This is a genomic window from Pseudomonas sp. NY15354 (genome assembly GCF_048068075.1).
Taxonomy (GTDB): Bacteria; Pseudomonadota; Gammaproteobacteria; order Pseudomonadales; family Pseudomonadaceae; genus Aquipseudomonas; species Aquipseudomonas guariconensis_C.
This window is the reverse complement of the sequence record NZ_JBLUPV010000028.1, coordinates 1-22,823: the sequence shown is the minus strand read 5'-3', so window position 1 is coordinate 22,823 and position 22,823 is coordinate 1. Positions and strand designations below refer to the sequence as shown.

The 22,823-nt window shown below is 56.0% G+C and carries 25 protein-coding genes and 2 tRNA genes; 20 read left to right on the top strand and 7 right to left on the bottom strand.

Features of this window, described 5'->3' with window-relative positions; genetic code table 11:
• Nucleotides 1-80: 80 nt before the first annotated feature.
• The 4 genes from ACNFCH_RS20895 (at nt 81) to ACNFCH_RS20880 (ending at nt 2,711) form a co-directional block, all read left to right on the top strand.
• Nucleotides 81-156 (top strand) — tRNA-Phe (locus ACNFCH_RS20895).
• A gap of 217 nt (nt 157-373) precedes the next feature.
• Entirely contained in the window at nt 374-835 is a 462-nt protein-coding gene (locus ACNFCH_RS20890; protein ID WP_070090763.1) for a DUF4234 domain-containing protein, read from the top strand.
• Nucleotides 836-914: 79 nt separating this feature from the next.
• Nucleotides 915-1,235: a hypothetical protein gene (locus ACNFCH_RS20885; RefSeq protein ID WP_337160184.1), complete on the top strand. Its 321-nt coding sequence runs from the start codon at nt 915-917 to the stop codon at nt 1,233-1,235.
• Nucleotides 1,236-1,631: 396 nt separating this feature from the next.
• The gene (locus ACNFCH_RS20880) at nt 1,632-2,711 is read left to right on the top strand and encodes a beta family protein (RefSeq protein WP_416743588.1); all 1,080 of its coding nucleotides are present in this window, start codon (nt 1,632-1,634) and stop codon (nt 2,709-2,711) included.
• Here the strand turns inward: ACNFCH_RS20880 and ACNFCH_RS20875 are convergent.
• The gene (locus ACNFCH_RS20875; protein WP_416743586.1) at nt 2,708-3,262 is read right to left on the bottom strand and encodes a sce7726 family protein; all 555 of its coding nucleotides are present in this window, start codon (nt 3,260-3,262) and stop codon (nt 2,708-2,710) included. The two genes, ACNFCH_RS20880 and ACNFCH_RS20875, sit on opposite strands and share 4 nt — an antisense overlap.
• Nucleotides 3,263-3,440: 178 nt before the next feature.
• Here ACNFCH_RS20875 and ppk2 point away from each other — a divergent pair, with 178 nt between their 5' ends.
• Complete coding sequence (ppk2, locus tag ACNFCH_RS20870; protein ID WP_337160181.1) at nt 3,441-4,454, top strand: polyphosphate kinase 2; 1,014 nt, start codon at nt 3,441-3,443, stop codon at nt 4,452-4,454.
• Between the two features lie 246 nt (nt 4,455-4,700).
• Nucleotides 4,701-5,144 (top strand): hypothetical protein, encoded by a 444-nt coding sequence (locus tag ACNFCH_RS20865; RefSeq protein WP_337160180.1) that lies wholly within the window; start codon nt 4,701-4,703, stop codon nt 5,142-5,144.
• A 148-nt stretch (nt 5,145-5,292) separates the two neighbouring features.
• On the opposite strand, the gene gabP is transcribed toward ACNFCH_RS20865, so the two are convergent.
• Complete coding sequence (gene gabP / locus ACNFCH_RS20860) at nt 5,293-6,693, bottom strand: GABA permease (protein WP_337160179.1); 1,401 nt, start codon at nt 6,691-6,693, stop codon at nt 5,293-5,295.
• 605 nt (nt 6,694-7,298) lie between these two features.
• On the opposite strand from gabP, the gene ACNFCH_RS20855 reads away from it, so the two are divergent.
• From ACNFCH_RS20855 to ACNFCH_RS20835, 5 genes are all read left to right on the top strand, one after another.
• On the top strand, nt 7,299-8,072 hold the full coding sequence (locus tag ACNFCH_RS20855) for an ABC transporter ATP-binding protein (protein WP_196163328.1): 774 nt from the start codon (nt 7,299-7,301) through the stop codon (nt 8,070-8,072).
• Between the two features lie 11 nt (nt 8,073-8,083).
• A complete protein-coding gene (locus ACNFCH_RS20850) occupies nt 8,084-8,836 on the top strand; it encodes an ABC transporter substrate-binding protein (RefSeq protein ID WP_043211016.1) in 753 nt (250 codons plus the stop codon).
• Between the two features lie 55 nt (nt 8,837-8,891).
• Complete coding sequence (locus tag ACNFCH_RS20845) at nt 8,892-9,584, top strand: ABC transporter permease (protein ID WP_070090769.1); 693 nt, start codon at nt 8,892-8,894, stop codon at nt 9,582-9,584.
• Nucleotides 9,584-10,273 carry an ABC transporter permease gene (locus tag ACNFCH_RS20840; RefSeq protein ID WP_196163326.1) on the top strand — a complete coding sequence of 230 codons (690 nt, stop codon included), beginning with the start codon at nt 9,584-9,586 and terminating at the stop codon, nt 10,271-10,273. The genes ACNFCH_RS20845 and ACNFCH_RS20840 overlap by 1 nt, the downstream gene beginning before the upstream one ends.
• 127 nt (nt 10,274-10,400) lie before the next feature.
• Nucleotides 10,401-11,636, top strand: a complete 1,236-nt coding sequence (locus ACNFCH_RS20835) for a methyltransferase (RefSeq protein ID WP_416743583.1) — start codon at nt 10,401-10,403, stop codon at nt 11,634-11,636.
• A gap of 223 nt (nt 11,637-11,859) precedes the next feature.
• On the opposite strand, the gene mdtI is transcribed toward ACNFCH_RS20835, so the two are convergent.
• Nucleotides 11,860-12,177, bottom strand: coding sequence for a multidrug/spermidine efflux SMR transporter subunit MdtI (gene mdtI / locus ACNFCH_RS20830; protein ID WP_070090772.1), 318 nt, complete (start codon nt 12,175-12,177; stop codon nt 11,860-11,862).
• Nucleotides 12,171-12,530, bottom strand: coding sequence for an SMR family transporter (locus ACNFCH_RS20825; RefSeq protein WP_416743581.1), 360 nt, complete (start codon nt 12,528-12,530; stop codon nt 12,171-12,173). The genes mdtI and ACNFCH_RS20825 overlap by 7 nt, the downstream gene beginning before the upstream one ends.
• Before the next feature lie 448 nt (nt 12,531-12,978).
• On the opposite strand from ACNFCH_RS20825, the gene ACNFCH_RS20820 reads away from it, so the two are divergent.
• The 5 genes from ACNFCH_RS20820 (at nt 12,979) to ACNFCH_RS20800 (ending at nt 15,121) form a co-directional block, all read left to right on the top strand.
• Entirely contained in the window at nt 12,979-13,560 is a 582-nt protein-coding gene (locus tag ACNFCH_RS20820; RefSeq protein WP_337160176.1) for a hypothetical protein, read from the top strand.
• A gap of 9 nt (nt 13,561-13,569) precedes the next feature.
• Complete coding sequence (locus ACNFCH_RS20815) at nt 13,570-13,776, top strand: helix-turn-helix domain-containing protein (protein ID WP_043211003.1); 207 nt, start codon at nt 13,570-13,572, stop codon at nt 13,774-13,776.
• Nucleotides 13,777-14,173: 397 nt separating this feature from the next.
• On the top strand, nt 14,174-14,422 hold the full coding sequence (locus ACNFCH_RS20810; RefSeq protein WP_416743579.1) for a hypothetical protein: 249 nt from the start codon (nt 14,174-14,176) through the stop codon (nt 14,420-14,422).
• A gap of 87 nt (nt 14,423-14,509) precedes the next feature.
• A tRNA-Thr gene (locus ACNFCH_RS20805) sits at nt 14,510-14,585 on the top strand.
• 68 nt (nt 14,586-14,653) lie between these two features.
• A complete protein-coding gene (locus tag ACNFCH_RS20800) occupies nt 14,654-15,121 on the top strand; it encodes a hypothetical protein (protein WP_416743577.1) in 468 nt (155 codons plus the stop codon).
• Between the two features lie 165 nt (nt 15,122-15,286).
• On the opposite strand, the gene ACNFCH_RS20795 is transcribed toward ACNFCH_RS20800, so the two are convergent.
• The gene (locus tag ACNFCH_RS20795) at nt 15,287-15,739 is read right to left on the bottom strand and encodes a DUF2442 domain-containing protein (RefSeq protein ID WP_416743575.1); all 453 of its coding nucleotides are present in this window, start codon (nt 15,737-15,739) and stop codon (nt 15,287-15,289) included.
• Nucleotides 15,727-15,957: a DUF4160 domain-containing protein gene (locus tag ACNFCH_RS20790; RefSeq protein WP_081237919.1), complete on the bottom strand. Its 231-nt coding sequence runs from the start codon at nt 15,955-15,957 to the stop codon at nt 15,727-15,729. Before ACNFCH_RS20790 ends, ACNFCH_RS20795 begins: the two co-directional genes overlap by 13 nt.
• Before the next feature lie 919 nt (nt 15,958-16,876).
• Here ACNFCH_RS20790 and ACNFCH_RS20785 point away from each other — a divergent pair.
• The 4 genes from ACNFCH_RS20785 to ACNFCH_RS20770 all read left to right on the top strand — a co-directional run bounded on the left by ACNFCH_RS20785 (nt 16,877) and on the right by ACNFCH_RS20770 (nt 20,512).
• A complete protein-coding gene (locus ACNFCH_RS20785; protein ID WP_416743573.1) occupies nt 16,877-17,857 on the top strand; it encodes an integrase domain-containing protein in 981 nt (326 codons plus the stop codon).
• Nucleotides 17,854-18,129 (top strand): hypothetical protein, encoded by a 276-nt coding sequence (locus ACNFCH_RS20780; RefSeq protein WP_416743571.1) that lies wholly within the window; start codon nt 17,854-17,856, stop codon nt 18,127-18,129. Before ACNFCH_RS20785 ends, ACNFCH_RS20780 begins: the two co-directional genes overlap by 4 nt.
• 482 nt (nt 18,130-18,611) lie before the next feature.
• Nucleotides 18,612-19,574 (top strand): retron St85 family effector protein, encoded by a 963-nt coding sequence (locus ACNFCH_RS20775; RefSeq protein WP_416743569.1) that lies wholly within the window; start codon nt 18,612-18,614, stop codon nt 19,572-19,574.
• Nucleotides 19,574-20,512, top strand: coding sequence for a retron St85 family RNA-directed DNA polymerase (locus ACNFCH_RS20770; RefSeq protein WP_416743567.1), 939 nt, complete (start codon nt 19,574-19,576; stop codon nt 20,510-20,512). Before ACNFCH_RS20775 ends, ACNFCH_RS20770 begins: the two co-directional genes overlap by 1 nt.
• A 409-nt stretch (nt 20,513-20,921) precedes the next feature.
• Here the strand turns inward: ACNFCH_RS20770 and ACNFCH_RS20765 are convergent, their stop codons facing one another.
• On the bottom strand, nt 20,922-22,616 hold the full coding sequence (locus tag ACNFCH_RS20765; protein ID WP_416743565.1) for an ATP-dependent nuclease: 1,695 nt from the start codon (nt 22,614-22,616) through the stop codon (nt 20,922-20,924).
• Between the last annotated feature and the right edge of the window lie 207 nt (nt 22,617-22,823).

Sequence of the window (22,823 nt, the reverse complement as noted above, 5' to 3'; positions counted from 1 at the left end):
CGTAAGCGACGGAATTAATTTAAAAAATTTTCAAAAAGTCGTTGACGGAAGGTCTGAAAACCTTTTTAATTCGCCCCGTCGCCCAGATAGCTCAGTCGGTAGAGCAGAGGATTGAAAATCCTCGTGTCGGCGGTTCGACTCCGTCTCTGGGCACCAAGTGCCAAACCCCAGGTAACGCAAGTTGCCTGGGGTTTTTTAATGCCCGCGACTTTTGCAACGAAAGTCTGGCGCCAAAATAGCCATATGCTATCATTCGCGCCGCGCTGCCCCTGCCTTGCAGCGCATACCCCCACGGACGACGGTTGAGCAAGGAATGCCTCATCAGACAGCCGATGCCTCAGCCCGTTTTTTCCTCTCGAAAATCGGAATCGCCATGACATCCCCTGCCGAACTCATGAACAAGGTCAATCGTAAGACGCTGCACCTGGTACTGCTGTGCGCGGTCACCGGCGGTATCTATCTGCTGATCTGGCTGTACAAGACCAACCAACACCTGCGTGAAGCCACCGGACAGACCGTCTGCAGCGAGACCTACATCATCTGGATCTGCGTCTGCATGGGCCTAAGCGGCGCCTTCATCGACAACCCCGAACCCTTCCTGGTCGGCATCGGCGCCCTGCTGAGCATCGCCAGCGGCGTGCTGTTCATCGTTTGGGCGTTCAATGCCCGCAGCCTGCTGATGACCTACGCCAACGCCCATCAGCAGCCTTACTTCTCGATGAACGCCTTCTACACGTTCCTGTTCAACGCGTACTACATCAATTACTGCATCAACGAACTGGGTGAGAACGCGCAGCGCCAGCAGCCGATCTACGCGCAGCCGGCACAGCCCTGATCCACGAACGCCAACCGGCGCAAGGATTTGCATGTTAGCCCGACCATGCTTTGAAAAGCGGGCATACAAGGAGAGATAAATGGCCTACACGTCGATCATGTTCAAGAACCCGAAAACCGGCGCACTCAAAGAAGCCCCGGTCGGTTTTTCCTGGACCACCTTCTTCTTTGGTTTCTTCCCGGCGCTGTTCCGCGGTGACTGGAAGTTCGGAGCGATCCAGTTCCTGCTGCAGATGCTCACCATGGGCCTGAGCTCGCTGGTGTTCTGCTTCATCTACAACAAGCTGTACATCAAGGACCTGATCGGTGCCGGCTTCCAGGCCCAATCGATCTCCAAAGGTGACATGGACTACGCCGCCGCCAAGCTCGGCCTGCAGATCCCAGCGCTGACCGCAGCCTGAGGCTCGCCAAATAGGTCATTTGCACCCAGGGCTATAAACTGGCCCATGGGTGCCCTTCGGTGATGCTGCGTTGAAAACAGCCTCGGAATGCTCATTTACAACCCGTAAAGTCGAGCGCGACTCCCACCGCCCCTCGGCTGTTTTCGCTTTGCCTGACCTTCGTCCCAAGACTTTTCATACAGACCCTAGTCCAGTAGAGCGGCAAGTTAAACAGCCCGCCGCAATAAGCGTTTAAATTGTCAGCGGGGATATCAGAGGCATCCTACTTATTCGCTCGTCTTTTTAAAGCCTTATTGTTATAGAAATATCGGCAAACAATTTCGCACTCTCACCATGCCATGGCTCGGCTATCGTTAACGCCCAGCAACGAAAGCCCACAACTGCAAGGAGTGCAGCATGAAATATGCCGCTTGTTTACGCGTCGGCCTGAACGATATTAAAGCGCTGACTAATCTCGAACACCCCAGACGGGATCTATTCACACCGCTTCTGGACATGAGAGGAAACGATGACAGGCACCTCCAAAGCTTTCTAAAAGACTGGACCGACCATCCCTTCTTCATGGATATTTCCAGAGGAAAAAAAGATGTTCAGGAAAGCTTCATCGCTACTCATGACCTGCACAATCCTCTGAATGCCTTTCACGCCAAAAAGACATTCTTCAAGAACATTCAAACGACGAATCCAACCATCATTCCCGTGATCTCATGGTCCGACGATGACGCTCAACGGGATGTCGTTCAATTGGCCTTGTCACTGGAGCGTGAGTTCGATGCAATCGCTATCAGGATGTTCTGCCCAGAAAAGCCAACCCCGACCTCACGCAATCGTTTGTTCTCGATAATGGATTCTCTCGCGCGCCCGAGCGGTGTACATGTGATCCTTGATTTCATAGCCTCCGCCCCGCCCAGCACCGCCGCCGGTTCAGATTTCGATCGCTTGCTCAAGAATCTGAACACATACGCGCCTAGCTCGATAGTGCTTTTGAGTACTTCCTTCCCTATCGACAAGCCCGCCTCCAACAGCTCTCGCTCTGCCACCTGTTACGATGTGGCATGGCAGTCGACAATCAACCAGAGCCTGCCCAGCGCGAACATTGTCTACGGAGATTATGCTGCGACCAACCCTACGGCGCCGATGGAATATGTAATAGGCATGCCCGTACTCCCATTCGGCTGCTATTACACCCCCACGGAATGGTGGCAACGTAGAAAAGGTGGCGATAAAGAATTCAACAACTACATCGATATCGCCAAAGAGATCCGACGCCTGCCAGGGTATCACGGCGATGATTTTTGCTGGGCAACAAGAGAATACGCACGAATCGAGATGACAAATGCTGGCTATGGAAACAATGGCACCTGGAATGGCTACCGTATAAACCAGCATATTTGCGCAATATTGAAATCCATTGCGGACCAACAAAACAGTGCGCCCGGCACGATCGACCCGGACGAAATAGACGATCTTTTTTAAGCGTAACGCCGCTTCAAAACAGACAGCACACAACTGCGAATATCGCTGACTGTCAGTGCGTCGCTAACCATGCGCCGCACTGTTTTTATCAAGTCTTTGCTTTTTATACCGATGCCATGTGCACGCGCTAGATTATCCAGCTCCTCTCGCCACAAGAAACCTGTGAGATGAAATTTATCCTGTCGCTTGTTTTGCCCAGCCCTTCTCACCAAGGCCATTCCTGAGAAGTCATCGACGATCAGGATTCCAACATTGGCGGCCGAGAGCTCCAACGCCTTGACCAAGTGACGAGAATGGCAGCATAGCCACACTTCATCGAAACACGCCAGGTAGGCCTCTTGCTGCCCTACCCAGCGCCCCAAGGTATCGGCATGAGATTTGATCTCGAAGGCACTCAGTTTCCCATTGGCGTGCACAAGATCTGCGCGCCTGGCCTTATCAATGAAGCACAGCTCCTCGATGAATACATCACCGGGCTCATGTGGCATCACATTCCTGATCCACTGCTTAAGGAGGGGGCGAATTTCGTCTGGATTCAACATGCGCCGCATTATAGCTCCGACCCCGTAACGCTTCACACCTGGACGGACAGAGCGGGCGAGTGAAGTGTTACAGCCCTTCACCACCGAAGAACGACTAAACCAGGCACCCTTGATCAATATCAACTAGCCACTTCTTAAAGCGCCCTAGCCTATCGGGTGGACATTCGAACCGACCCAAAGGACTGTCATGAGCGACGACGCCACGCCTCTGCTCCCGCCCACCGCCGATACGACGCCAAGCATCACGCCGATCACCCACCCCCGCCCCCGCCCGCCTCGCAGGCGCCAGGCTGCCGCCAAGACTGCTCCAGACCCGAGCATCAGCGCCATCAGCCAGCAGCCGACAGCACTGGAAGTGGCCACCGCTCGCCGCGGCAGCAATGAAGACAGCACCTCGGCGCGTCTGCCGGCCAGCTATCCCTATCGCACACGCCTGCGCCGCCAGGACTACGAAAAGACTAAGCACGCCCTGCAGATCGAACTGCTGAAGGTTCAGAGCTGGGTGAAGGATACCGGCCAACGCGTGGTCATCCTGTTCGAGGGCCGCGACGCAGCGGGCAAAGGCGGCACCATCAAGCGCTTCATGGAGCACCTGAACCCACGCGGCGCCAGGATCGTCGCCCTGGAGAAGCCCTCCGAACAGGAAAAGGGCCAGTGGTACTTCCAGCGCTACATCCAGCACCTGCCGACTGCGGGCGAAATGGTCTTCTTCGACCGCTCCTGGTACAACCGCGCCGGTGTCGAGCGGGTGATGGAGTTCTGCACACCGCTGCAGTATCTAGAGTTCATGCGCCAGGCACCGGAGCTTGAGCGCATGCTGTGCAACAGCGGCATCCTGCTGTTCAAGTACTGGTTCTCGGTGAACCGCGAAGAGCAACTGCGCCGCTTCATCTCGCGCCGGGACGATCCGCTCAAGCACTGGAAACTGTCGCCCATCGACATCAAGTCGCTGGACAAGTGGGATGACTACACCGCAGCCAAGGAAGCCATGTTCTTCCACACCGACACCGCCGATGCCCCGTGGACGGTGATCAAATCCGACGACAAGAAGCGCGCGCGGATCAACTGCATCCGGCATTTCCTGCACTCGCTGGATTATCCGGGCAAGGACCATAGCGTCGCCCATGCGCCCGACTCGCTGCTGGTAGGACGAGCCTCGCGGGGGTTCGAGGAGGATGAACCATCGCCGCTGGCTAGCTAGGGTCTGTATGAAAAGTCTTGAGACGAAGGTCAGGCAAGGCGAAAGCAGCCGAGGAACGGTCGGAGTCGCGCTCGACTTTACGGGTTGTAAATGAGCATTCCGAGGCTGCTTTCAACGCAGCATCACCGAGTATCAAGGCTTTTCGTACAGAACCTAGCGCCTTGGAGCCGTAGCACAGCCCCTTGGGTTTCTGCGGCAACTACGCTTCAATACGCGCATTCTCCAGACACTCCCAAGGATTCGCCCATGGCCTCCAACACCAAGCAACAGAAACGCGCCAAGCGCGCCGCCACCAAGGCCAAGCAGAACCGAATGGTGCGCAGCGGCCAGACGGTCAAGGCCAGCGCCGGCGACAGCGCCAGTGTCGAGCAGGTCTTCAATAAAGCCATGGACTCGGGCAGCTACGACAGCCTGTTCGACAGGATGAAGGAAGCCCAGCAGAACGGCCTGGTGCCGATGATCTCGGTATTTTTGGTCGACCCCCTGCTGACCCTGGTGCTCAAGGGTCACAAGGAAGAACATGCCACCGACTACATCATCATGGTCTTCAACGCCTATCGCGAATGGCTCGACGGCGCCGACGAGGACACCACCATGGCCTGGCTGGAGAGCGAGGAGTTCCAGCAAGCCTATGTGGCAGCCTCGGAAGCGGTGGCCAAGCAGCAGCAACAGCAGAAGCAGTTCGGCTGATTGCTTGTGCCAACCCATTCGTGGGTAAACCTGCCACAAGGTCTGCGGTGCACTCAATAACACCGCTACACCCGCGAAAAGACCGACATCGGCAAACAAAAAGGCCGCGCTCTTCACAGGGCGCGGCCTTTTCATTTCAACTGCCGAATCAGTTATCCAGCGCTACCTGTCCGGCAGCCTGGCCTTCGGCCTTGCGCTTGCGCTGCACCAAGAGACCAGCGGCAACCACGCCAATGCTGAGCAACGCGGTGGCGATGATCTCGGCGCGATGGTCTTCGCGCAGCGCCATCACCACCAGAATCGCGATGATGAACGCGATGGTTGCCCAGGTCAGACCTGGGAACAGCCACATCTTGAAGACGATCTTCTCGCCACGGGCTTCACGCTGGGTGCGCATGCGCAGTTGCGACACGGCAATCACCAGGTACACCAGCAGCGCGATGGCGCCGGAGCTGGCCAGCAGGAACTCGAACACCGCAGCCGGAGCCACGAAGTTGGCGAATACGCACAGGAACGCCGCCGCGGTGGACAGCAGGACCGCCCAGTGTGGGGTGCCCGCCTTGGTGGTGCGCTGCGCCATGGCAGGTGCATCACCGCGCTTGCTCAGGGAGAACAGCATGCGCGAGGAGGTGTACAGCGCCGAGTTCAGGCAGCTGGTCACCGCGATCAGCACGACGATGTCGACGATCAGTTTGGCGTTCGGCACGCCGATGCGGCTCAGAACGGTCTGGTAGGAACCGGTCTCGGCCAGGGCCGGATCGTTCCATGGCACCAGGGCCACGACCAGGAAGATCGACACCAGGTAGAAGAGGCAGATACGCCAGATCACCGAGTTGGTGGCGCGGCTGATCTGTTTGCCCGGATCTTTCGATTCGGCGGCGGCGATGGTGACGATCTCGGTACCCATGAACGAGAACATGGTGGTCAGCATGGCGGCCAGCACCGCGCCCAGACCATTGGGCATGAAGCCCTGGGTATCGAACAGGTGGCTGACACCGCTGACCTGGCTGTTGGGCACCAGGCCGAACATGGCCACACAGCCAACGACGATGAAGCCAATGATGGCCAGCACCTTGAGCAGGGCGAACCAGAATTCGAACTCACCGTAGTTCTTCACGCTGCACAGGTTGGTCAGGGTCAGCGCCAAAGTGATGATGAGCGAGAAGGCCCAGAGGTCCACGGCGGGGAACCAGGCATGCAGGATGGCAGCCGCGGCGTTGGCCTCCAGCGGGATCACCAGGACCCAGAACCACCAATACAGCCAACCGATGGTGAAACCTGCCCAGCGCCCGATCGAGCGGTCGGCATAGGTGGAGAAGGAACCGGTATCGGGTGAGGCGATGGCCATCTCGCCCAACATGCGCATCACCAGCACCACCAGGGTGCCAGCCGCCGCATAGGCGAGCAGGACGGCAGGACCTGCCGCAGCAATGGCGTGGCCGGAGCCAACGAACAGACCGGCGCCGATTACGCCAGCGATGGACAGCATGGTGACATGCCGTTGCTTGAGCCCCTGAGCGAGGTCATTGGAATTGTGCTTACCGCTCATAAAACTACCTTTGTAAGGAGTGGACCACCCGAAATGCTGAAACGAAGCGCGCCGGGGGTTGGTGTAGGCGTCGCTGCATTCGGTCCATGCCATCTGGCAATAACCGCGCCACTTTCCAAACACGTTCATCGGAATCGCCTGGCCACCGCGACCGTCAAGACTTGCAGGCCTTTCGGCCATGCCTTGACCGAAAGAGCGTCAAATTTTCTTGCCAGCCCCGGTTTACTGAAATACCCACTTACAAACGCACCAAAGGTGCTCCTCGGTAACACCTGCGCACAAAAAATGAGCAACAGAAAGCGCAACCCCCTGGCGCAACCCAAGACCCGCACAGTCACGAGCAAAGCGCCACCCGGCCAAAAACGGCTTCCCAGGCACGTCCAAAGCTGGCACCATCGCGCCTTTTTTCATCAAGGCTCCGGTGCTGGGGACGTGCGCGCGGACATCCTCGCGACAGTCCGCTGCAACGATGCGACAAAGTATCCCGCCAGCGACCCGAGCCCCTTGCGACCTGGTTGGCCGCCATTACGCCGCTATGCTAGCGTGGCGCTCGCCAGGAAGGCCGCCAACAGCTGGGAACGCACCCGAACACATGAGGACCGCACATGGCCCAGGCCACGCCCGCGCTGGAAATCCGCAACCTGCACAAACGCTACGGCGAGCAGGAGATTCTCAAGGGCATTTCTCTGACCGCTCGCGACGGTGACGTGATCTCGATCCTGGGGTCGTCCGGTTCCGGCAAGTCCACCCTGCTTCGCTGCATCAACCTGCTGGAGAATCCCCATCAGGGGCAGATCCTCGTCGCCGGCGAAGAGCTCAAGCTCAAGGCGACCAAGACTGGCGACCTGATCGCCGCCGACAACCGCCAGATCAACCGTCTGCGCAGCGAAATCGGCTTCGTCTTCCAGAATTTCAACCTGTGGCCGCACATGTCGATCCTCGACAACATCATCGAGGCGCCACGTCGCGTGCTTGGCCAGAGCAAGGCCGAGGCCATCGAGGCCGCCGAGGCACTGCTGGCCAAGGTCGGCATCCATGACAAGCGCCACAGCTACCCCGCCCAGCTTTCCGGTGGCCAGCAGCAACGCGCGGCCATTGCCCGGACCCTGGCCATGAAACCCAAGGTCATCCTGTTCGACGAGCCGACCTCGGCGCTCGATCCGGAAATGGTCCAGGAAGTGCTTAACGTTATCCGCGCATTGGCCGACGAAGGCCGTACCATGCTGCTGGTGACGCACGAAATGAACTTTGCCCGCCAGGTGTCCAGTGAAGTCGTCTTCCTGCACCAGGGCTTGGTCGAAGAGCAGGGATCGCCGCAGCAGGTGTTCGAAAACCCGACCTCGGCGCGTTGCAAGCAATTCATGTCCAGCCACCGCTAACGGAGCAACACATGCAGACCTATAAGAAATTCCTCCTGGCCGCTGCCGCCACGCTGGTCTTCTCGGCCAACGCCATGGCCGCGGAAAAACTGCGCATGGGTATCGAGGCGGCCTACCCGCCGTTCAACAACAAGGATGCCAGCGGCAACGTGGTCGGCTTCGACAAGGACATCGGCGACGCCCTGTGCGCCAAGATGAAGGTCGAATGCTCGGTCGTCACCTCCGACTGGGACGGCATCATCCCCGCGCTGAACGCCAAGAAGTTCGACTTCCTGGTGTCGTCGCTGTCGATCACCGACGAGCGCAAGCAGGCCGTCGACTTCACCGACCCCTACTACTCCAACAAACTGCAGTTCATCGCCCCGAAGAACGTCGACTTCAAGACCGACAAGGCCTCGCTCAAGGGCAAGGTGATCGGCACCCAGCGTGCGACCCTGTCTGGCACCTGGCTGGAAGACAACTACGGCGATGACGTCGAGGTCAAACTGTACGACACCCAGGAAAACGCCTACCTGGACCTGATCGCTGGCCGCATCGACGGCATCCTGGCCGACAAGTACGTGCAGTACGAGTGGCTCAAGAGCAAGGACGGCCAGAACTTCGAGTTCAAGGGCGAGCCTGTGGTCGACAGCGACAAGATCGGCATCGCCGTGCGCAAAGGCGACCCGCTGCGCGAGAAGCTGAACAAGGCCCTGGCCGAAATCAAGGCCGACGGCACGTACAAGAAGATCAACGACAAGTACTTCCCGTTCAGCATCGAATGATTCACCCAGACCAGCGCCGCCTTGCGCGGCGCCGGTCCCTTGAATGCACCTGCCCATGAATATCGACCTGCACGGATTCGGTCCGGCCATGATGGCCGGCACCCTGATGACCGTAAAACTGGCGCTCTGCGCCCTGCTGCTGGGGCTGGTCCTGGGCCTGCTCGGCGCCCTGGCCAAGACATCCCCGGTCAAGCCACTGCAATGGCTTGGCAGCACTTATTCGACGTTGGTGCGCGGTGTACCCGAACTGCTCTGGGTACTGCTCATCTACTTCGGCACCGTCGGGCTGATGAACAGCCTTGGCGAAGCCTTGAACATGCCAGGTCTGGAGCTCAGCGCATTCGCCGCCGGCGTGATCGCCCTGGGCCTGTGCTTTGGCGCCTACGCGACGGAAGTCTTCCGCGGCGCGATCCTGGCCATCCCCAAAGGGCACCGTGAAGCGGGCCTGGCGCTAGGGCTGTCCAAAGGCCGCATCCTCTCGAAGATCATCCTGCCGCAGATGTGGCGCATCGCCCTGCCCGGCCTTGGCAACCTGTTCATGATCCTGATGAAAGACACCGCCCTGGTGTCGGTGATCGGGCTTGAGGAAATCATGCGTCACGCGCAGATCGGCGTGACCGTGACCAAGGAGCCGTTCACCTTCTACGCGGTCGCCGCCTGCATTTACCTGAGCCTGACCATCATTGCCATGACCGGTATGCACTTCATGGAAAAACGCGCCGCTCGCGGCTTCGCGAGGGCCGAATAATGAATTGGGAAGTCATCATCAAGTGGCTGCCACGCCTGGCCCAGGGTGCGACCCTGACCCTGGAGCTGGTCGCCATTGCGGTCATCGCCGGTCTGATCCTGGCCATCCCGCTGGGCATCGCCCGTTCCTCGCGCCACTGGTACGTGCGCGCCCTGCCCTATGGCTACATCTTCTTCTTCCGCGGCACACCGCTGCTGGTGCAACTGTTCCTGGTCTACTACGGCCTCGCCCAGTTCGATGCCGTACGCAGCAGCTCGCTGTGGCCCTACCTGCGCGATCCGTTCTGGTGCACGGTGCTGACCATGACCCTGCACACCGCCGCCTACATCGCCGAGATCCTGCGTGGCGCGCTGCAGGCCATCCCGAAAGGCGAAATCGAGGCGGCACGCGCATTGGGCATGTCGCGGGGCAAGGCCCTGTTCTACATCATGCTGCCGCGCGCCGCGCGCATCGGCCTACCGGCCTACAGCAACGAAGTGATCCTGATGCTCAAGGCCAGCGCCTTGGCCAGTACCGTCACCCTGCTGGAACTGACTGGCATGGCGCGGACCATCATCGCCCGTACCTACCTGCCGGTGGAGATCTTCTTTGCCGCAGGCGTGTTCTACTTGGTCATCTCCTTCGTGCTGGTCCAGGGCTTCAAGGTCCTCGAGCGCTGGTTGCGCGTGGACGCCTGCCAGGGGCGTTGAAACTGTAAAACCTCAGGGGCCGCCTTGCGGCCCATCGCAGGCTCCGCATCGCCTGAATCTGTAGGTGCTGGCGTAGCCTGCGATGGAGCACAAAGTGCTCCCCTTCCAATAGCGCTACGGTGCTTGAATGCAAACCACCCCCTACCTCCAAGGCCCTCACCTGCTCGAGCGCTTCCAGGCCCTCGACCACTTCCTGCTCCAGCATCAGCACCTGTGGCGCCCGCGCCCCTTCACCACACTGCATCTGGACTGGGAGGCCCAACACCCCGAACTTTCCGCCTGGCTTCGCCAGCGCACCCTGGAGCAGGCCGAAGCCGTCCAACAGCATCCCGAGCAGCTTCAGGCGCCAGCGCCCTTCGCACAACTGGCCGCTCAGGCCGTGCAATTGTCTGCGCTGGGCAAGCTGCCCGACGCCGGCCTGCACCCGGCCGGGCACCGCCTCGACGTCAATGTCCCAGGTCGCAAGTGGCAGCAGATCGAAGCTTTCACCCGCCGCCTGGCCTTCCACCAGCCCACCGCGCACTGGCTGGATTGGTGCTCAGGCAAAGGCCACCTGGGCCGACGCCTGCTGCAACCCGGCCAGCGACTGACCTGCCTGGAGTACGACGCCGAACTGGTTCATGCGGGAAGCGTCCTGAGCGAGCATCACCAACTACCCGCCACCCATGTGCAGCAAGATGTGCTGGCACCCGACAGCCAGCGACATCTGGACAGTGGCAAGAGCGCCGTTGCCCTCCACGCCTGTGGCGAGCTGCATGTGCGGCTGCTGCAATTGGCCAGCCAGCAAGGTTGCGCACAGATCGCCGTCGCGCCCTGCTGCTATAACCGCATCCCGGGCAAGACCTATCAGCCGATGTCTTCGGCGGCCCGCGCCTCGGCCTTGGCGTTGAGCCAGGAAGACCTGGGTCTGCCGCTGAACGAGGCAGTGACCTCCAGCGCCCGAGTCCGGCGCCAGCGTGACATCTCAATGGCCCGCCGCCTGGGCTTCGACCTGCTGCAACGCCAGCAGCGCGGCATCGACGAGTACCTGCCGACACCCTCGCTGCCGGTCAATTGGCTGGACAAGACCTTCGAGCAGTATTGCCGCGACCTGGCCGAACTTCGGCAAGTCGCGATCCATAAGGCGCCGGACTGGGCTGCGTTGGAGGCCGCCGGATGGCAACGCCTGGCCCAGGTTCGCAACCTGGAGCTGTTGCGCAACCTGTTCCGCCGCCCGTTGGAAATGTGGCTGGTACTGGACCGCGCCCTGTTCCTCCAGGAGCGCGGCTATGACGTGCGCATGGGCGTGTTCTGCGATTACCCGCTCACGCCCCGCAACCTGCTACTGCTCGCAGAGCGCGACAGATCCGCGCAGCACCGTTGACAGCCTGTGGATAACTCTGTGAACAAGCTTGTGATGAATCTCACGAAAACGGGGATCCAACCGCTATTTCAGCGCGTTGGCTTATTCCAGACAGGGAGCCAAAACCAGTAAAAACAGGCCTTTGCGCAAAGACCGACGGATAAGTCAAGTGGCATGCCTTTCGCGCACGTCCGGCATGCCACTTGTGCATAAACGTGCCGGACATGCGTCGATCGCATTATTTTCAGGCCATTTTCAGCAGGCTCATGCCCACCAGCAGCAAGGCCAGCCCCAACCATCCGCGGCCCGCCAGGCGCTGACCGAACAGCGCCCATCCCATCGCCACCGTAGCCAGGATGCCAAAGCCGCCCCAGATGGCGTAGGCGAGCGAGAGTTCGATGTCCTGAACGGCCTGGGCCAATGCCGTAAACGCCGCCAATACACTCAGGATCGAGGCAAAACCCAAGCCCTTGCGACGAAAACCGTCCGAATACTTGAGCAGCAGGTTGGCCAGTACTTCCAGCACGATGGCCAAACCCAGCCAGGCAAAGGGGATCAGCATGGCAGGCCCTCCGCTTCGCGCACAGCAGGCTTGCTGCGGGTACCGGCCTTGACCAGCAGGATGCCGGCGATCATCACTGCCAGGCCCAGCGCCTTGGTCCAGCCCAGGCTTTCGCCCAGCCAGGCGACGCTGACCAAGGTGATCAGGACGATACCGATCCCTTCCCACAAGGCATACGCCACGCCCACTGGCACGCGCTTGACCGCAAGCGCGAGGAAGAAATACGACAGACAGATCATGACGTACATGACGACATGCCCCAGGACGGGGAAATGTGTGGCGGCGAGTTTCATCGACGCCGTGCCGATCACCTCAGCGGTGATCGCGACGAACAAGAAGATCCAGGAACGCATGGTGCCCTCCCATGGGCGACAGCGGCCGAGCACACAGGCAACGGCACAAAACACAACGTTTAAGGCTGCAGGTCGAGGGAGGGGCTAGAGATCGCCGGTCCAGTGACGCTCACGGGAAACCAGGCGGGAGGTGGAGAGGAGCTTGAAAGCTTTACCGTTCAACATAATGAACACAACATTAACCGAGCTGATCGCATAAGTCAAAACGATAGACTGAGACTAATGAATTATCACGCCAATGTAGGGTTTATCAGGAAAAAGCCCCGTAAAGCCTGCTGAAAGGTTCGTAAATTATATTATTCACTCGTTGAAAAACCGCCGCCGCTCATGGGCTGGTCACTTCCCTGCGACAAAGCGTCGCCAGATTTGTTAAATAGAAATTAATTATTGTATTGCGATAATTTATCGCAAATAATCCGCCCCGTTCATCACTGTACGGAGGCACCTCATGAACGACAGCAGATCAGTGGCCTACGCGCGTTCGCGCTTGCGCATCATCGGCGTGTTCGCCGCTTTCCTTGCCTGGGCCACCGGCGCGGTCGAGCTTTTCGGCACACCGCTGCTTTGGGTCTTCGACTATCCCGACACGGTCGCGGCCTACCTGCAGGGCCACGGCATCAACATGCCTTTGCTGCTGGAAGATGGCTACCAGCCCTCGAAGCTGGCCATAGGCCTGGTAATGGCGCTTGAGATGATCCCGACCGGGCTCTCGGTATTGGCCCTGCTGCTCACTGGCCTGTTCTTCATGCGCCTGTCGAAGGGACATACCTGGAGCCAGGCCAACATCCGCATGCTCTGGCAGGTCGGCCTGCTGTGCATCGGCACACCCCTGCTCTGGCCGGTGATCGACACCTTCCAAGGCCTGGCCCTGGCCATCGACCTGCCCGCTGGGGAGAGAAGCTTCGTCGTGTCGATCGGTGTATCATCCGAGGCTGTCTACGAGATCATGAAAGGCATCCTGCTCTGCGCCTTCTCGCTGCTCATGCGTGACGCCAAGACCATCAGCGATGAACACAACTGTTATGTCTAGCCGCCCTCTATGCCGATAATCATCCGCCTCGACGTCGTCATGGCCAGGAACAAGATCCGTTCCAAGGACCTGGCGGAAATCATCGGCATAACGGAAGCGAACCTGTCACTGCTGAAGAACGGCAAGATCAAGGGTTTCAAGATCGAGACCCTCGAGAAGCTGTGCCGCGCGCTGAATTGCCAACCGGGCGACCTGCTGGAGTTCAGCGAGGAATGATCAAGGACCGTTGCACCCGTGGACACCCCATACCAACGCTTCGCCACCCTGGTGCTGGCGAGCCTGCTGCTCGGCGGCTGCGGCCCAACCTATACGTATAGGTATTCGCCACCGCCCAGCCCCCATGGGCTCGACTGCATCAACAGCTGCGCGATGCAACGCAATCACTGCAAACAACTGGCGCGCCCTGTACCAGGCCGAACTGAGAGCCTACCAGTACTGCAAGGACAGCAAGCCAAACAAGAACACGCGTCACAGTTGCCCTTACCCGAGCTATCCATTTGCCAGCACCGCTGGCTACGATTGCCAACGTGACTACGATAGCTGCTACATGGCCTGCGGCGGCACCATCCAGCGCATTCAGAACAACGACTGACCCAGAACGGACTTCGACAACGTGATCCAGACCAAGCCCTTCGCCCTGCTGTGCTGCGCCCTGGCCCTGAGCGGCTGCGCCAGCAACACCTACTCGCCCAAGACCTCGTCCCTCGACTGGAACATGCCCGGCATGCAGTTGGGCGGCGACCGAGGCCTGCCCCTGCGCGCCGAAACACCCTGCCGCAAGCGCGGCTGCGACAACGACAAGCTGTTCTTCAACCCCGCCCAGGCCGAACCCAGCGTCAACAGCATCCACCGCGGCTGGTAGGAAAACTCTGCTTTCCCGGTAATGGCGTAACCTATTGGAAGGAATAGGTTTACACGCGCCAACCGATCGCTATAATGACGCCCCATTGCCGGTATAGCTCAGCTGGTAGAGCAACTGACTTGTAATCAGTAGGTCCCGGGTTCGATTCCTGGTGCCGGCACCATACGCAGTATCAAAAAAGGCTCACCGAAAGGTGGGCCTTTTTTGTTTCCGGGGTGAGATCTGACTCAGATGACGAATTCCTCCAGCCTTGCGCTAGGCGTTGTGCAGTCCGCTATGGCGTTCTCAAAGGCGTTCCGGCAAACCCCTCCGCGATGGTTTGCGTTCGACCTGTTTTCCATGTTTCCCACGAACTGCTGTGAATTCGCGAGTTTGCTGCTGGCGTGGTTTCTATGCGAGGAACACGATGGCATTACTATCGACGTGGTAACAGGCGAGTTGACCGGAGATACGGAGCAACGGCACGTCTGGCTGAGGCTCGAAGGGCACAACCTGGATATCACCGCCGACCAATTCGATGCAGCTCTTCCTCATACGCTCATCACCCAAGCCGGCGGCTGGCATGACAGATATGCCGTGATTCACGTGACGCCATTCCAAATGGGTTTCCACGAGGACTGCGGGGATGATTGCAGGCAAGACTTCATCGACGACTATAGGGCCTTGGCACATAAGGCGCGGGCGCAGCTCGAATCGTAAGAGCTGTACCCGGGCTGCGATATCGCGCCGAGCACTGGATTCTCAAGCGCACCGCGTCCTCTGTAGGAGCGGCCTTGTGCCGCGATGGGCCGCAAAGCGGCCCCGGCGATTGCGGATCATAACAGCGAAACCTCAAGCCCCGCCGACAGGACTCAAAACGCCCTATCAGGCGGCTTTCTGCTCCAAGCTCTCCCACCCCAGGCAAGCCAACGCCAATGTACGCGGAACCGCTTCACGACCACTGCTGTAGCGGCTGATGCTACGGGCGCTGACGCCCAGCGCTTCGGCAGCCTGGTCGAGCGTCATCCGGTGCCGCAAACGCCAGCGAATGAAAATGCGGGTATTTTCATCAGGGGCATTCTGGGCAAGCGCGTCCAACAGCAGGGTATCCGCACCAATCTGAATATCCAGCGCCGGCCACTCCACCGACCATCCCCCGTCGCCCAATACGACCCCTTCAAACGCTTTGCGCTTGGACAATGGCGCCAATCCAGGATACGTCTTGAGCGCATCGCTCATATCAAGGGTGAAATGCTGACCATTGGTAAAGGTAAGCTCAAGGCTAGCGCCCGATCGAGGCTGCACACCCTTCAGACGGGGACGTTTCATCGATGCCATTTCATCCACTCCTTCAACAAATCGGCCTGATTGGCCGCAACCCAGGCCAAGGCCTCCTGCACCACTTTGGCAGGTGCCCTGCCTTGGGAGACAGTCACAGATTCCAGACTGATCACCACGTCCACCCCACCGCCCGTAAGGTGAACGTGGGGTGGTAGATGATCCCTTTCCCTTAGCTCAATGCGGTACTTGTCGCGAAATCGATATTTGGTAGACATGGCATGATCGTATCGCCAAATTGGCGATACGGCAATCGACACAAACCACCGCTGAATCTATCCACAGCACCGCATGAAGCTTTTCCACGCAGACCCGTTGATAAGGGACATCCAGGAAAGCACTACTGGCAGAGCGTACGTCAGGGGAAAACCACTGATGTCCACCAGAGGAAAGTTACCCACAGGCGCTAAACCCCTGAAATTACCCAGCTAGACGAATACTGCCCACAGGCGTAGGCCGGAAGTCGCAAGTACTGCCGAGGCAGCAAAATATGGCCCGAAACCTGAAAGGCCACGCCGCAACTGCGGTGGTCAGCTCATGTACGATTCGCATCCGGCAGCTCGTATGGTCACTACCCATGTGATGGATGCTTTTACACAAATGGCGCTCGTGCGCCAGATACACCGTACCTCGCTGCCCTGCAGCAGCCTATCCGCTTGGCCGAATATTGCGCCAACCTGTGCCCGTCTCTTTCTTCTGGAAAGAGACGGGCACTTCTACCACTGCTGCAGCCCTGATCGCACAAGGCTTTGCGGCATTCTCCCTCGTGACAATCGGCGTGACAAACGCCGATGTCACCAGCAACAGCGTTGTAGATGATGGTGCCGCAGACCAAGGAATGGACTGCACCTGACTGACAGTCAGGCATGCCCCGGTCATCGCATTGCTGCTTGCACATGGCTCAGGATCTTCAGGCGCAGGTCTCGTCAGCCAGCGCTGCCTCCACCCGCCCACCGGTAACGGTGCTCAGGAGGCCAGATCATGAGATGCCCTTGCTCCCGGACGTAAGGAGCCGCCAGTCCCGCGCTAGAGGACATCCCCACAGGTCGCAGGGGCCTTGATCCCTGATAACACTCAACATTCTTGGCGGGATGACGTGGGGCGAGGATCGGAGACCAGGCGATGAGGTGATTCGACATGGCATTGGTGGGTAGACGCGATGGCCGTAATTTCGGCTACGGCAGGCAACTGAGCTACGCAGGGCCGCAGGCGTTGAGAGACATGTTCGGCGGCGGCCACTACGGCACGGTGAAGGCACACTGTGATCGGTGGCAGGCATTCGTCAGATGGTGCCGCTCCGAACAAGGGCCCGGTATCAATGATGCGCGGCACATTGATCGAAAGGTGTTGGCCGACTATGCGGCCTATCTGCGTGACCTGGTTGAGCGCGGTGATCTCGCCGTCAGCACCGCACAAAACCGGCTGTCCAGCGTCAACAGAACCATGGCGGCGCTTCGCGGTGATCAGCATGTGAAATTGCCAAGTCCGAGCAAGGCGTTGAGTATGCAGCGCAGCGGGGTTCGTCACGCGATCCCGCAGGGCCAGGATCGCAAACAGGTTAAGCAGATCGTCGATGCGCTTTGCAGCCGTGACCAGATACGGGCCGCCGCGATCGTATTGTTGGCGCGAGCCACCGGCATGCGCCTGCGTGAGACCATCTTGGCGGACCTGCCACGGCTAAGCCGTGAGGCTAACGACCTAGGCAGGATTAACATTCAGGATGGCACCAAAGGCGGTCGCTCCGGCGCTTCAGCACCGCGTTGGATTGCGGTGGACGACCATGTTCAAGACGCACTTGGGTTTGCGCGGCAGGTGTCGCCTGCGGGCAGCCGCAACCTGATTGCACCACACGAAAGCTACTTTGACGTTCTGCAGGACATCGTCCGTCCGGCACGGGACATCCTGCATGCACAGAACCTCAGAGGCTTCCATGAGCTACGAGCGGCGTACGCATGTGAGCGCTACGAGCAGATCACCCAACACCCCGCGCCAATCAGTGGCGGCCAATGTTGCCAGGTAGATAGACACCTAGATCGTCAAGCCCGAAGGCAAATCAGCTATGAGCTGGGGCATGGTCGAATCGACGTGGTCGCTGCCTACATTGGAGGGCGCGCATGAATAAGCCATTCGATATGGAGCTGTTCCTGTCTGGAGTACTGTCCGGCTCGCACGCAACTCGGCAACGCCACATACGGCAGGCGAAAATCATCCAGGCTGAGATTGCCGTGCGCTGGCAGCGAGAGACGCCTTGGGTTTGGCAGAGAAAGCATGTCGCGTGGTTTCTCGATCATCGGATGAGCAAACGCAGTGAAGAGACGCGGTATTACTACGTGCTGACGGTTCGGCTGCTCGCTCGTCGCCTAGAAAAGTCATGGGTCTTTAATCTCTGATTCGGATCTAATGCTGGTAGTAACGAACGGCACCAATCGGCTATCAGGCCGCTCATAGGCAACCTTCTCCGGCCTGGCGGCGGGAGACGTACCAAGGCACTACAGGATCGGCATGAACGTGTTTCTTCTCTAAATCAGGAACGCGCTATAGCGCTCGCAGTGTGCCTCGAGCCACGCCACGGCTGCTTGAATACACCCTAGGCTCAGCCGAAAGTAGACTTGACAAAAGCTCGCATACCAATAATATTGGTGCCCTCTTTACGCGTTTTAGGAGCTTTCGAGCTCTAGTCTGGTGTATAGCCGGACTCTAATTTATTGAACGGTATTAGTTGCGACGAAGGCTCGCGTGGGCTTCACTCGTCGCACTCGTGCCTTAGCACTCGCACTCCTCGCAAATCCCACGCGAGCCTTCGCCGCTATATCTTTGGTAAAGAGAACCTCCTGGAGACGCAATCAAGTGCCATGGACTAGGGTCGACTAACGTGACGTTGAAGTACGATGACAAAAGACTCGAGTCACTAGCTCATATTTCTCTTGAAAACTCCCGTGTCGTTCTGACTCATCCAATCCTTTTTTTCTGCGGTGGCCAAGTAGATGTTAAGTCTGCTGCTCCGACTTCTGTTAGAGGGGCACTTGTTGAGTATTTGCACAAAGCACGTTGTCATCTTGCAGACAGCATTACTCTGGCTGAAGACTTTAAAGACTGGATTCATGATGCTGTTTACAAAGACCTCTTGGCCTTTGAGAGCGACATTGCTCACATATCGTCCTTGATTGTTATAATCCTCGAAAGTCCGGGTGCATTAGCTGAGCTCGGGCTATTTGTAAAAAACAAAGCTCTCAAGAATAAAATACTGGTCTTTGTCAGGCAAGATCACTACGAAGAAAGCTCATTCATTAAGCTCGGACCATTAAGATACTTGCAAGGCGTAAAGGAAAGCAGCGTCTGCTCCTATCCCTGGGATAACAATGACCTAGCAGGAAGTCTATCTTCTTCATTAAAAGAAATGAGAGAAGATATCTTAGGCGCCATATCAAATCGAGACGAATCAGAGGCGTTCAACATCGATAACGAAGGACACATCGCCTTCGTAATTTATGAAATCATTAAAGTTTTCAGAGCTTTGAAGCTTATGGAAATTGAAGGCTACCTTCGAGCCCTCGACATTAACATTTCAAGAGACAAACTGAAAAGGCTTATATTTCTCCTCGGCAAATTCAACTTGATTAAAAGCTCGAAACGAGGCCATATCGACTACTACTATGTCGCCCTCGATGTAGTTATGGTCGAGTTTGCAGGGAAATTTGAACCGACTAAGGTTAAACTTGCGGCGCAACAATATTATGCGACCAATGATAGCGAGTCGAGAAGAATGCATGTTATTCAGTCTGCCTACGCTGTGGCTACTCCCGAGCCGGTCGTCTTGCCAGTGGGGGCGGAGTGATGCTGATCTTAGAAGAACTGGCAAGTAAGCTACTAATCAGTACCGCAGAATTAGTAAAGTTCGTGAACACTGCACCTTACCGATATAAGGTGTATTCAATTCCAAAACGGAGTGGCCGAGGACTTAGAACCATTGCGCAGCCTACTGAGGTGCTAAAAGTAATACAGCGAATGGTTCTCGATAGTTACTTGAAAGGCCTTCCTGTCCATGATTGCGCTACAGCTTATAGAGATGGCTTAAGCATCAAGGAAAACGCCGCAGTGCATCTGGGTAGCAAATATCTGCTAAAAATGGATTTTTCGGACTTCTTTCCGTCCATAGGCCCGAGCGATCTTATTACGCACATAAAGAAACATCGAAAAGATATCGCTAGAGAAGATGCTTACGCCGTAAGGAAAATATTTTTCTGGGCTACAAAGAAAGACCCTGCGCATAGACTTAGCATCGGCGCGCCTTCATCACCTTTCATATCTAACACTTTGATGTACGAGTTTGATTGCAAGGTTTTCGACGAGTGCACTCGTTTAGGTGTCAGATACACACGCTATGCGGACGATCTCACATTTACAACTAATGTCCGAGGCATTCTGTTTGAGCTCCCCGATATAGTAACCAAGACTTGTGCCGAGATTGGATATCCAACCTTAAGAGTAAACCAGGACAAAACTGTTTTTTCGTCAAAAGGAAACAACCGTCACGTCACAGGACTGGTACTAACGAATGACAACAAAATATCACTAGGCCGAGAGAAAAAAAGATACTTTAGATCGTTGATTCATAGATACTCACTTGGTGGCATGTCTAGTGAAGACATCTATGCACTCAAGGGAAGGCTGGCATTCGCTAAGCACGTGGAGCCGACATTCTATTATGCTGTTGTTCAGAAGTACGGTGCGGAACTCATTAAATCAATCATGGAGTACCAAATCTTAAAATAGTTGTTTCTGCTCAGGTCTCGACTCACCTGCTTACAGTTCTCAGCCATGACACCAGAGCGCTAGGCCTCAAAAGAACAAGCGTCAGCAAATCCGCATTAATCTAGGACACGTATACTTTCTGTTATTCATTACAGCCACAACGTATCGATCACTCTCATTTTGGCACTTCCCATAGCGTTGCGCCGCAGAAAAGGGGACAGATTTATTTTTCGACGATAGTTGATGTGCCATTAAATAAGTTTATCCCCTTTTTCCTCCACAGCGGATAGCTAACGCCCGAGACTGAATACTCAGCACACTGATATCTGCGCTTAAAAAATCAGGATATTTACTTTAGATAGTGATCTAGGTTGTGCTCGCGACGAAACTAGCCCGCGTAACTTTTCTCCGCTGCATGTAATCTCACTTATCAGTCGTGCCAAATTTCACCCGCAATCGCAGACAAAGTCGGATCAGCAATACCTCTAGTTACCCTACAAAGGTCGATATTCTGTCCAACTTGAGCCTGTAGCTTTCCTCTGAGAGAACGCTCTACAATTTTCCCGTGCATGAAGCCGCGCATATTGCCATCAAAGTTTTGCGTGCACTGCCGAGCAATAAGACCAGCATTCGGCTTGGCGCCACCTCTGTAGGAGTCTTGAAGCTGCCGATTGTATATTGTGTTTATGTACTTCTCCAGTATCGCATCTCGTCGTTCATTGAGACACTCCTCTATCAACGCTGAAACTTGCTGCTGTGTTAGCCCAGGATATAACTCGGAAATATGCTCTTCATCTACAAAGTGACTCTCAGCATCATTTCCGACCGAAATAAAGACTTTTATACCTACAGCCTCTAAACCTTCCTTATACTCCAAAACCTCAGCGTCCGTCATATAATCCCGATCACGATGAACAACTACAGTTGTACCTGGAGCATGTTCAACTATGAATGAATTCAATGCCTGCGCGATCTGTATATTCGAACAACCATTATATGACCAAACTTGATACTCCCCAGGCAAGAAACCAGAAGCCTCAGCAATAAGATTTATGTAACTTACATCTGCATCTTCAGTAAGCAATATACAAGGTATCTCGCCATTTCTCAGTTGATCCCCCTTATCAAGAGCCCCGATTTCTAGCAAAATGCTTCGTTCAAGATCTTCCGAATTTTCAACCAAAGAGCAATTATTTATCCAATGAATAGTGGCATCATCTTTAAGCGCATCGAAAAAATGTCGAGAATGCGTGGAGATTATAAGTTGACAGCCGGTTTCCTGATGTAGCTCTTTGAGCAAGATCGCTAAAATTCTTTGATTATTTGGATGCAAGTGAGAATCAGGCTCATCCAATATAAGCAGCTTAGGCTTGTACAAATAATAATAAGCTAGTATTTGAATGGCCTGTAGAATCCCTGTCCCACACGAATCAATTGGCAGCGACACCTCGTTACTAGTAACTCTCGCATTGATATGTTCATCAATATTGGAGTCAAACCTCACGCTTATCTCATAATCTGGAAATACAGTCTTAAACTTATCCTTAAACGATTGCCATGACTGATCATCCTTAGATAGCAGCAGCAAAATATTTCTAAAGACACTATTCGAGTCTCCTTTTGCGGCAGCTTTACGGACAACTGATGGCGGTCTATATTCTTCAAAGGAAGGTATTCCTGCTAGACCAGGAACAATCATTGAGTAAGGGCTTTCAATGTTTTGGAGGTGCTCTCCCAAAGCTCTACCTTCTAGCGAGGTAGTAATATTTCTATTCCTGCCTTTTCGTATAGTAACAGTTGAGTTTGTGTTCTCAACAAAAGTTACTTTAATCGCATGCTCCAATGAAGTCTGAAGCCTTCCGTACGGTGCTAACGCTTCAACGTCCCTCAAAGGTGAGTAAATCAACGACTCACTAGAAAGTGATGAGGGGCATCTATCTTGAGACCACCGAGCGCCTTGTTGTGCAGTAGTTTGTGCAATAGACACAGAAAATTGGATTGCTTGCTGGATACTGCTCTTACCCGCATTATTAGATCCAATAAGGAGATTTATACCTCCTAGAGGAATTTCAATGTCCGTAATATTCTTAAATCGCTCTATTTTCACAGAACTAAGCAAATCCATCTCCTTATTGACATGAAAACATCAGAAATCAAGACTATAAAATAATTACCCGGACGATCAAAACGCCTTATGCAACAGAGCAATAATTTATCAAGCAATGAATCGCCCCTGGTTTTCTAGACACTCTCCAAGCTCAGGAAATAGCGTTTCTCATACTCTACTGGAGACAGCTGCATAGCACTGCTGTGTCGGCGTTTAGGGTTATAG

What these genes read in the sequence shown, in the direction of transcription:
- ACNFCH_RS20890 (WP_070090763.1), top strand. Translation starts at nt 374, where the DNA reads ATGACATCCCCTGCCGAACTCATGAACAAGGTCAATCGTAAGACGCTG.
- ACNFCH_RS20885 (WP_337160184.1), top strand. Translation starts at nt 915, where the DNA reads ATGGCCTACACGTCGATCATGTTCAAGAACCCGAAAACCGGCGCACTC.
- ACNFCH_RS20880 (WP_416743588.1), top strand. Translation starts at nt 1,632, where the DNA reads ATGAAATATGCCGCTTGTTTACGCGTCGGCCTGAACGATATTAAAGCG.
- ACNFCH_RS20875 (WP_416743586.1), bottom strand. Translation starts at nt 3,262, where the DNA reads ATGCGGCGCATGTTGAATCCAGACGAAATTCGCCCCCTCCTTAAGCAG.
- ppk2 (WP_337160181.1), top strand. Translation starts at nt 3,441, where the DNA reads ATGAGCGACGACGCCACGCCTCTGCTCCCGCCCACCGCCGATACGACG.
- ACNFCH_RS20865 (WP_337160180.1), top strand. Translation starts at nt 4,701, where the DNA reads ATGGCCTCCAACACCAAGCAACAGAAACGCGCCAAGCGCGCCGCCACC.
- gabP (WP_337160179.1), bottom strand. Translation starts at nt 6,693, where the DNA reads ATGAGCGGTAAGCACAATTCCAATGACCTCGCTCAGGGGCTCAAGCAA.
- ACNFCH_RS20855 (WP_196163328.1), top strand. Translation starts at nt 7,299, where the DNA reads ATGGCCCAGGCCACGCCCGCGCTGGAAATCCGCAACCTGCACAAACGC.
- ACNFCH_RS20850 (WP_043211016.1), top strand. Translation starts at nt 8,084, where the DNA reads ATGCAGACCTATAAGAAATTCCTCCTGGCCGCTGCCGCCACGCTGGTC.
- ACNFCH_RS20845 (WP_070090769.1), top strand. Translation starts at nt 8,892, where the DNA reads ATGAATATCGACCTGCACGGATTCGGTCCGGCCATGATGGCCGGCACC.
- ACNFCH_RS20840 (WP_196163326.1), top strand. Translation starts at nt 9,584, where the DNA reads ATGAATTGGGAAGTCATCATCAAGTGGCTGCCACGCCTGGCCCAGGGT.
- ACNFCH_RS20835 (WP_416743583.1), top strand. Translation starts at nt 10,401, where the DNA reads ATGCAAACCACCCCCTACCTCCAAGGCCCTCACCTGCTCGAGCGCTTC.
- mdtI (WP_070090772.1), bottom strand. Translation starts at nt 12,177, where the DNA reads ATGCTGATCCCCTTTGCCTGGCTGGGTTTGGCCATCGTGCTGGAAGTA.
- ACNFCH_RS20825 (WP_416743581.1), bottom strand. Translation starts at nt 12,530, where the DNA reads ATGCGTTCCTGGATCTTCTTGTTCGTCGCGATCACCGCTGAGGTGATC.
- ACNFCH_RS20820 (WP_337160176.1), top strand. Translation starts at nt 12,979, where the DNA reads ATGAACGACAGCAGATCAGTGGCCTACGCGCGTTCGCGCTTGCGCATC.
- ACNFCH_RS20815 (WP_043211003.1), top strand. Translation starts at nt 13,570, where the DNA reads ATGCCGATAATCATCCGCCTCGACGTCGTCATGGCCAGGAACAAGATC.
- ACNFCH_RS20800 (WP_416743577.1), top strand. Translation starts at nt 14,654, where the DNA reads ATGACGAATTCCTCCAGCCTTGCGCTAGGCGTTGTGCAGTCCGCTATG.
- ACNFCH_RS20795 (WP_416743575.1), bottom strand. Translation starts at nt 15,739, where the DNA reads ATGGCATCGATGAAACGTCCCCGTCTGAAGGGTGTGCAGCCTCGATCG.
- ACNFCH_RS20790 (WP_081237919.1), bottom strand. Translation starts at nt 15,957, where the DNA reads ATGTCTACCAAATATCGATTTCGCGACAAGTACCGCATTGAGCTAAGG.
- ACNFCH_RS20785 (WP_416743573.1), top strand. Translation starts at nt 16,877, where the DNA reads ATGGCATTGGTGGGTAGACGCGATGGCCGTAATTTCGGCTACGGCAGG.
- ACNFCH_RS20780 (WP_416743571.1), top strand. Translation starts at nt 17,854, where the DNA reads ATGAATAAGCCATTCGATATGGAGCTGTTCCTGTCTGGAGTACTGTCC.
- ACNFCH_RS20770 (WP_416743567.1), top strand. Translation starts at nt 19,574, where the DNA reads ATGCTGATCTTAGAAGAACTGGCAAGTAAGCTACTAATCAGTACCGCA.
- ACNFCH_RS20765 (WP_416743565.1), bottom strand. Translation starts at nt 22,616, where the DNA reads ATGGATTTGCTTAGTTCTGTGAAAATAGAGCGATTTAAGAATATTACG.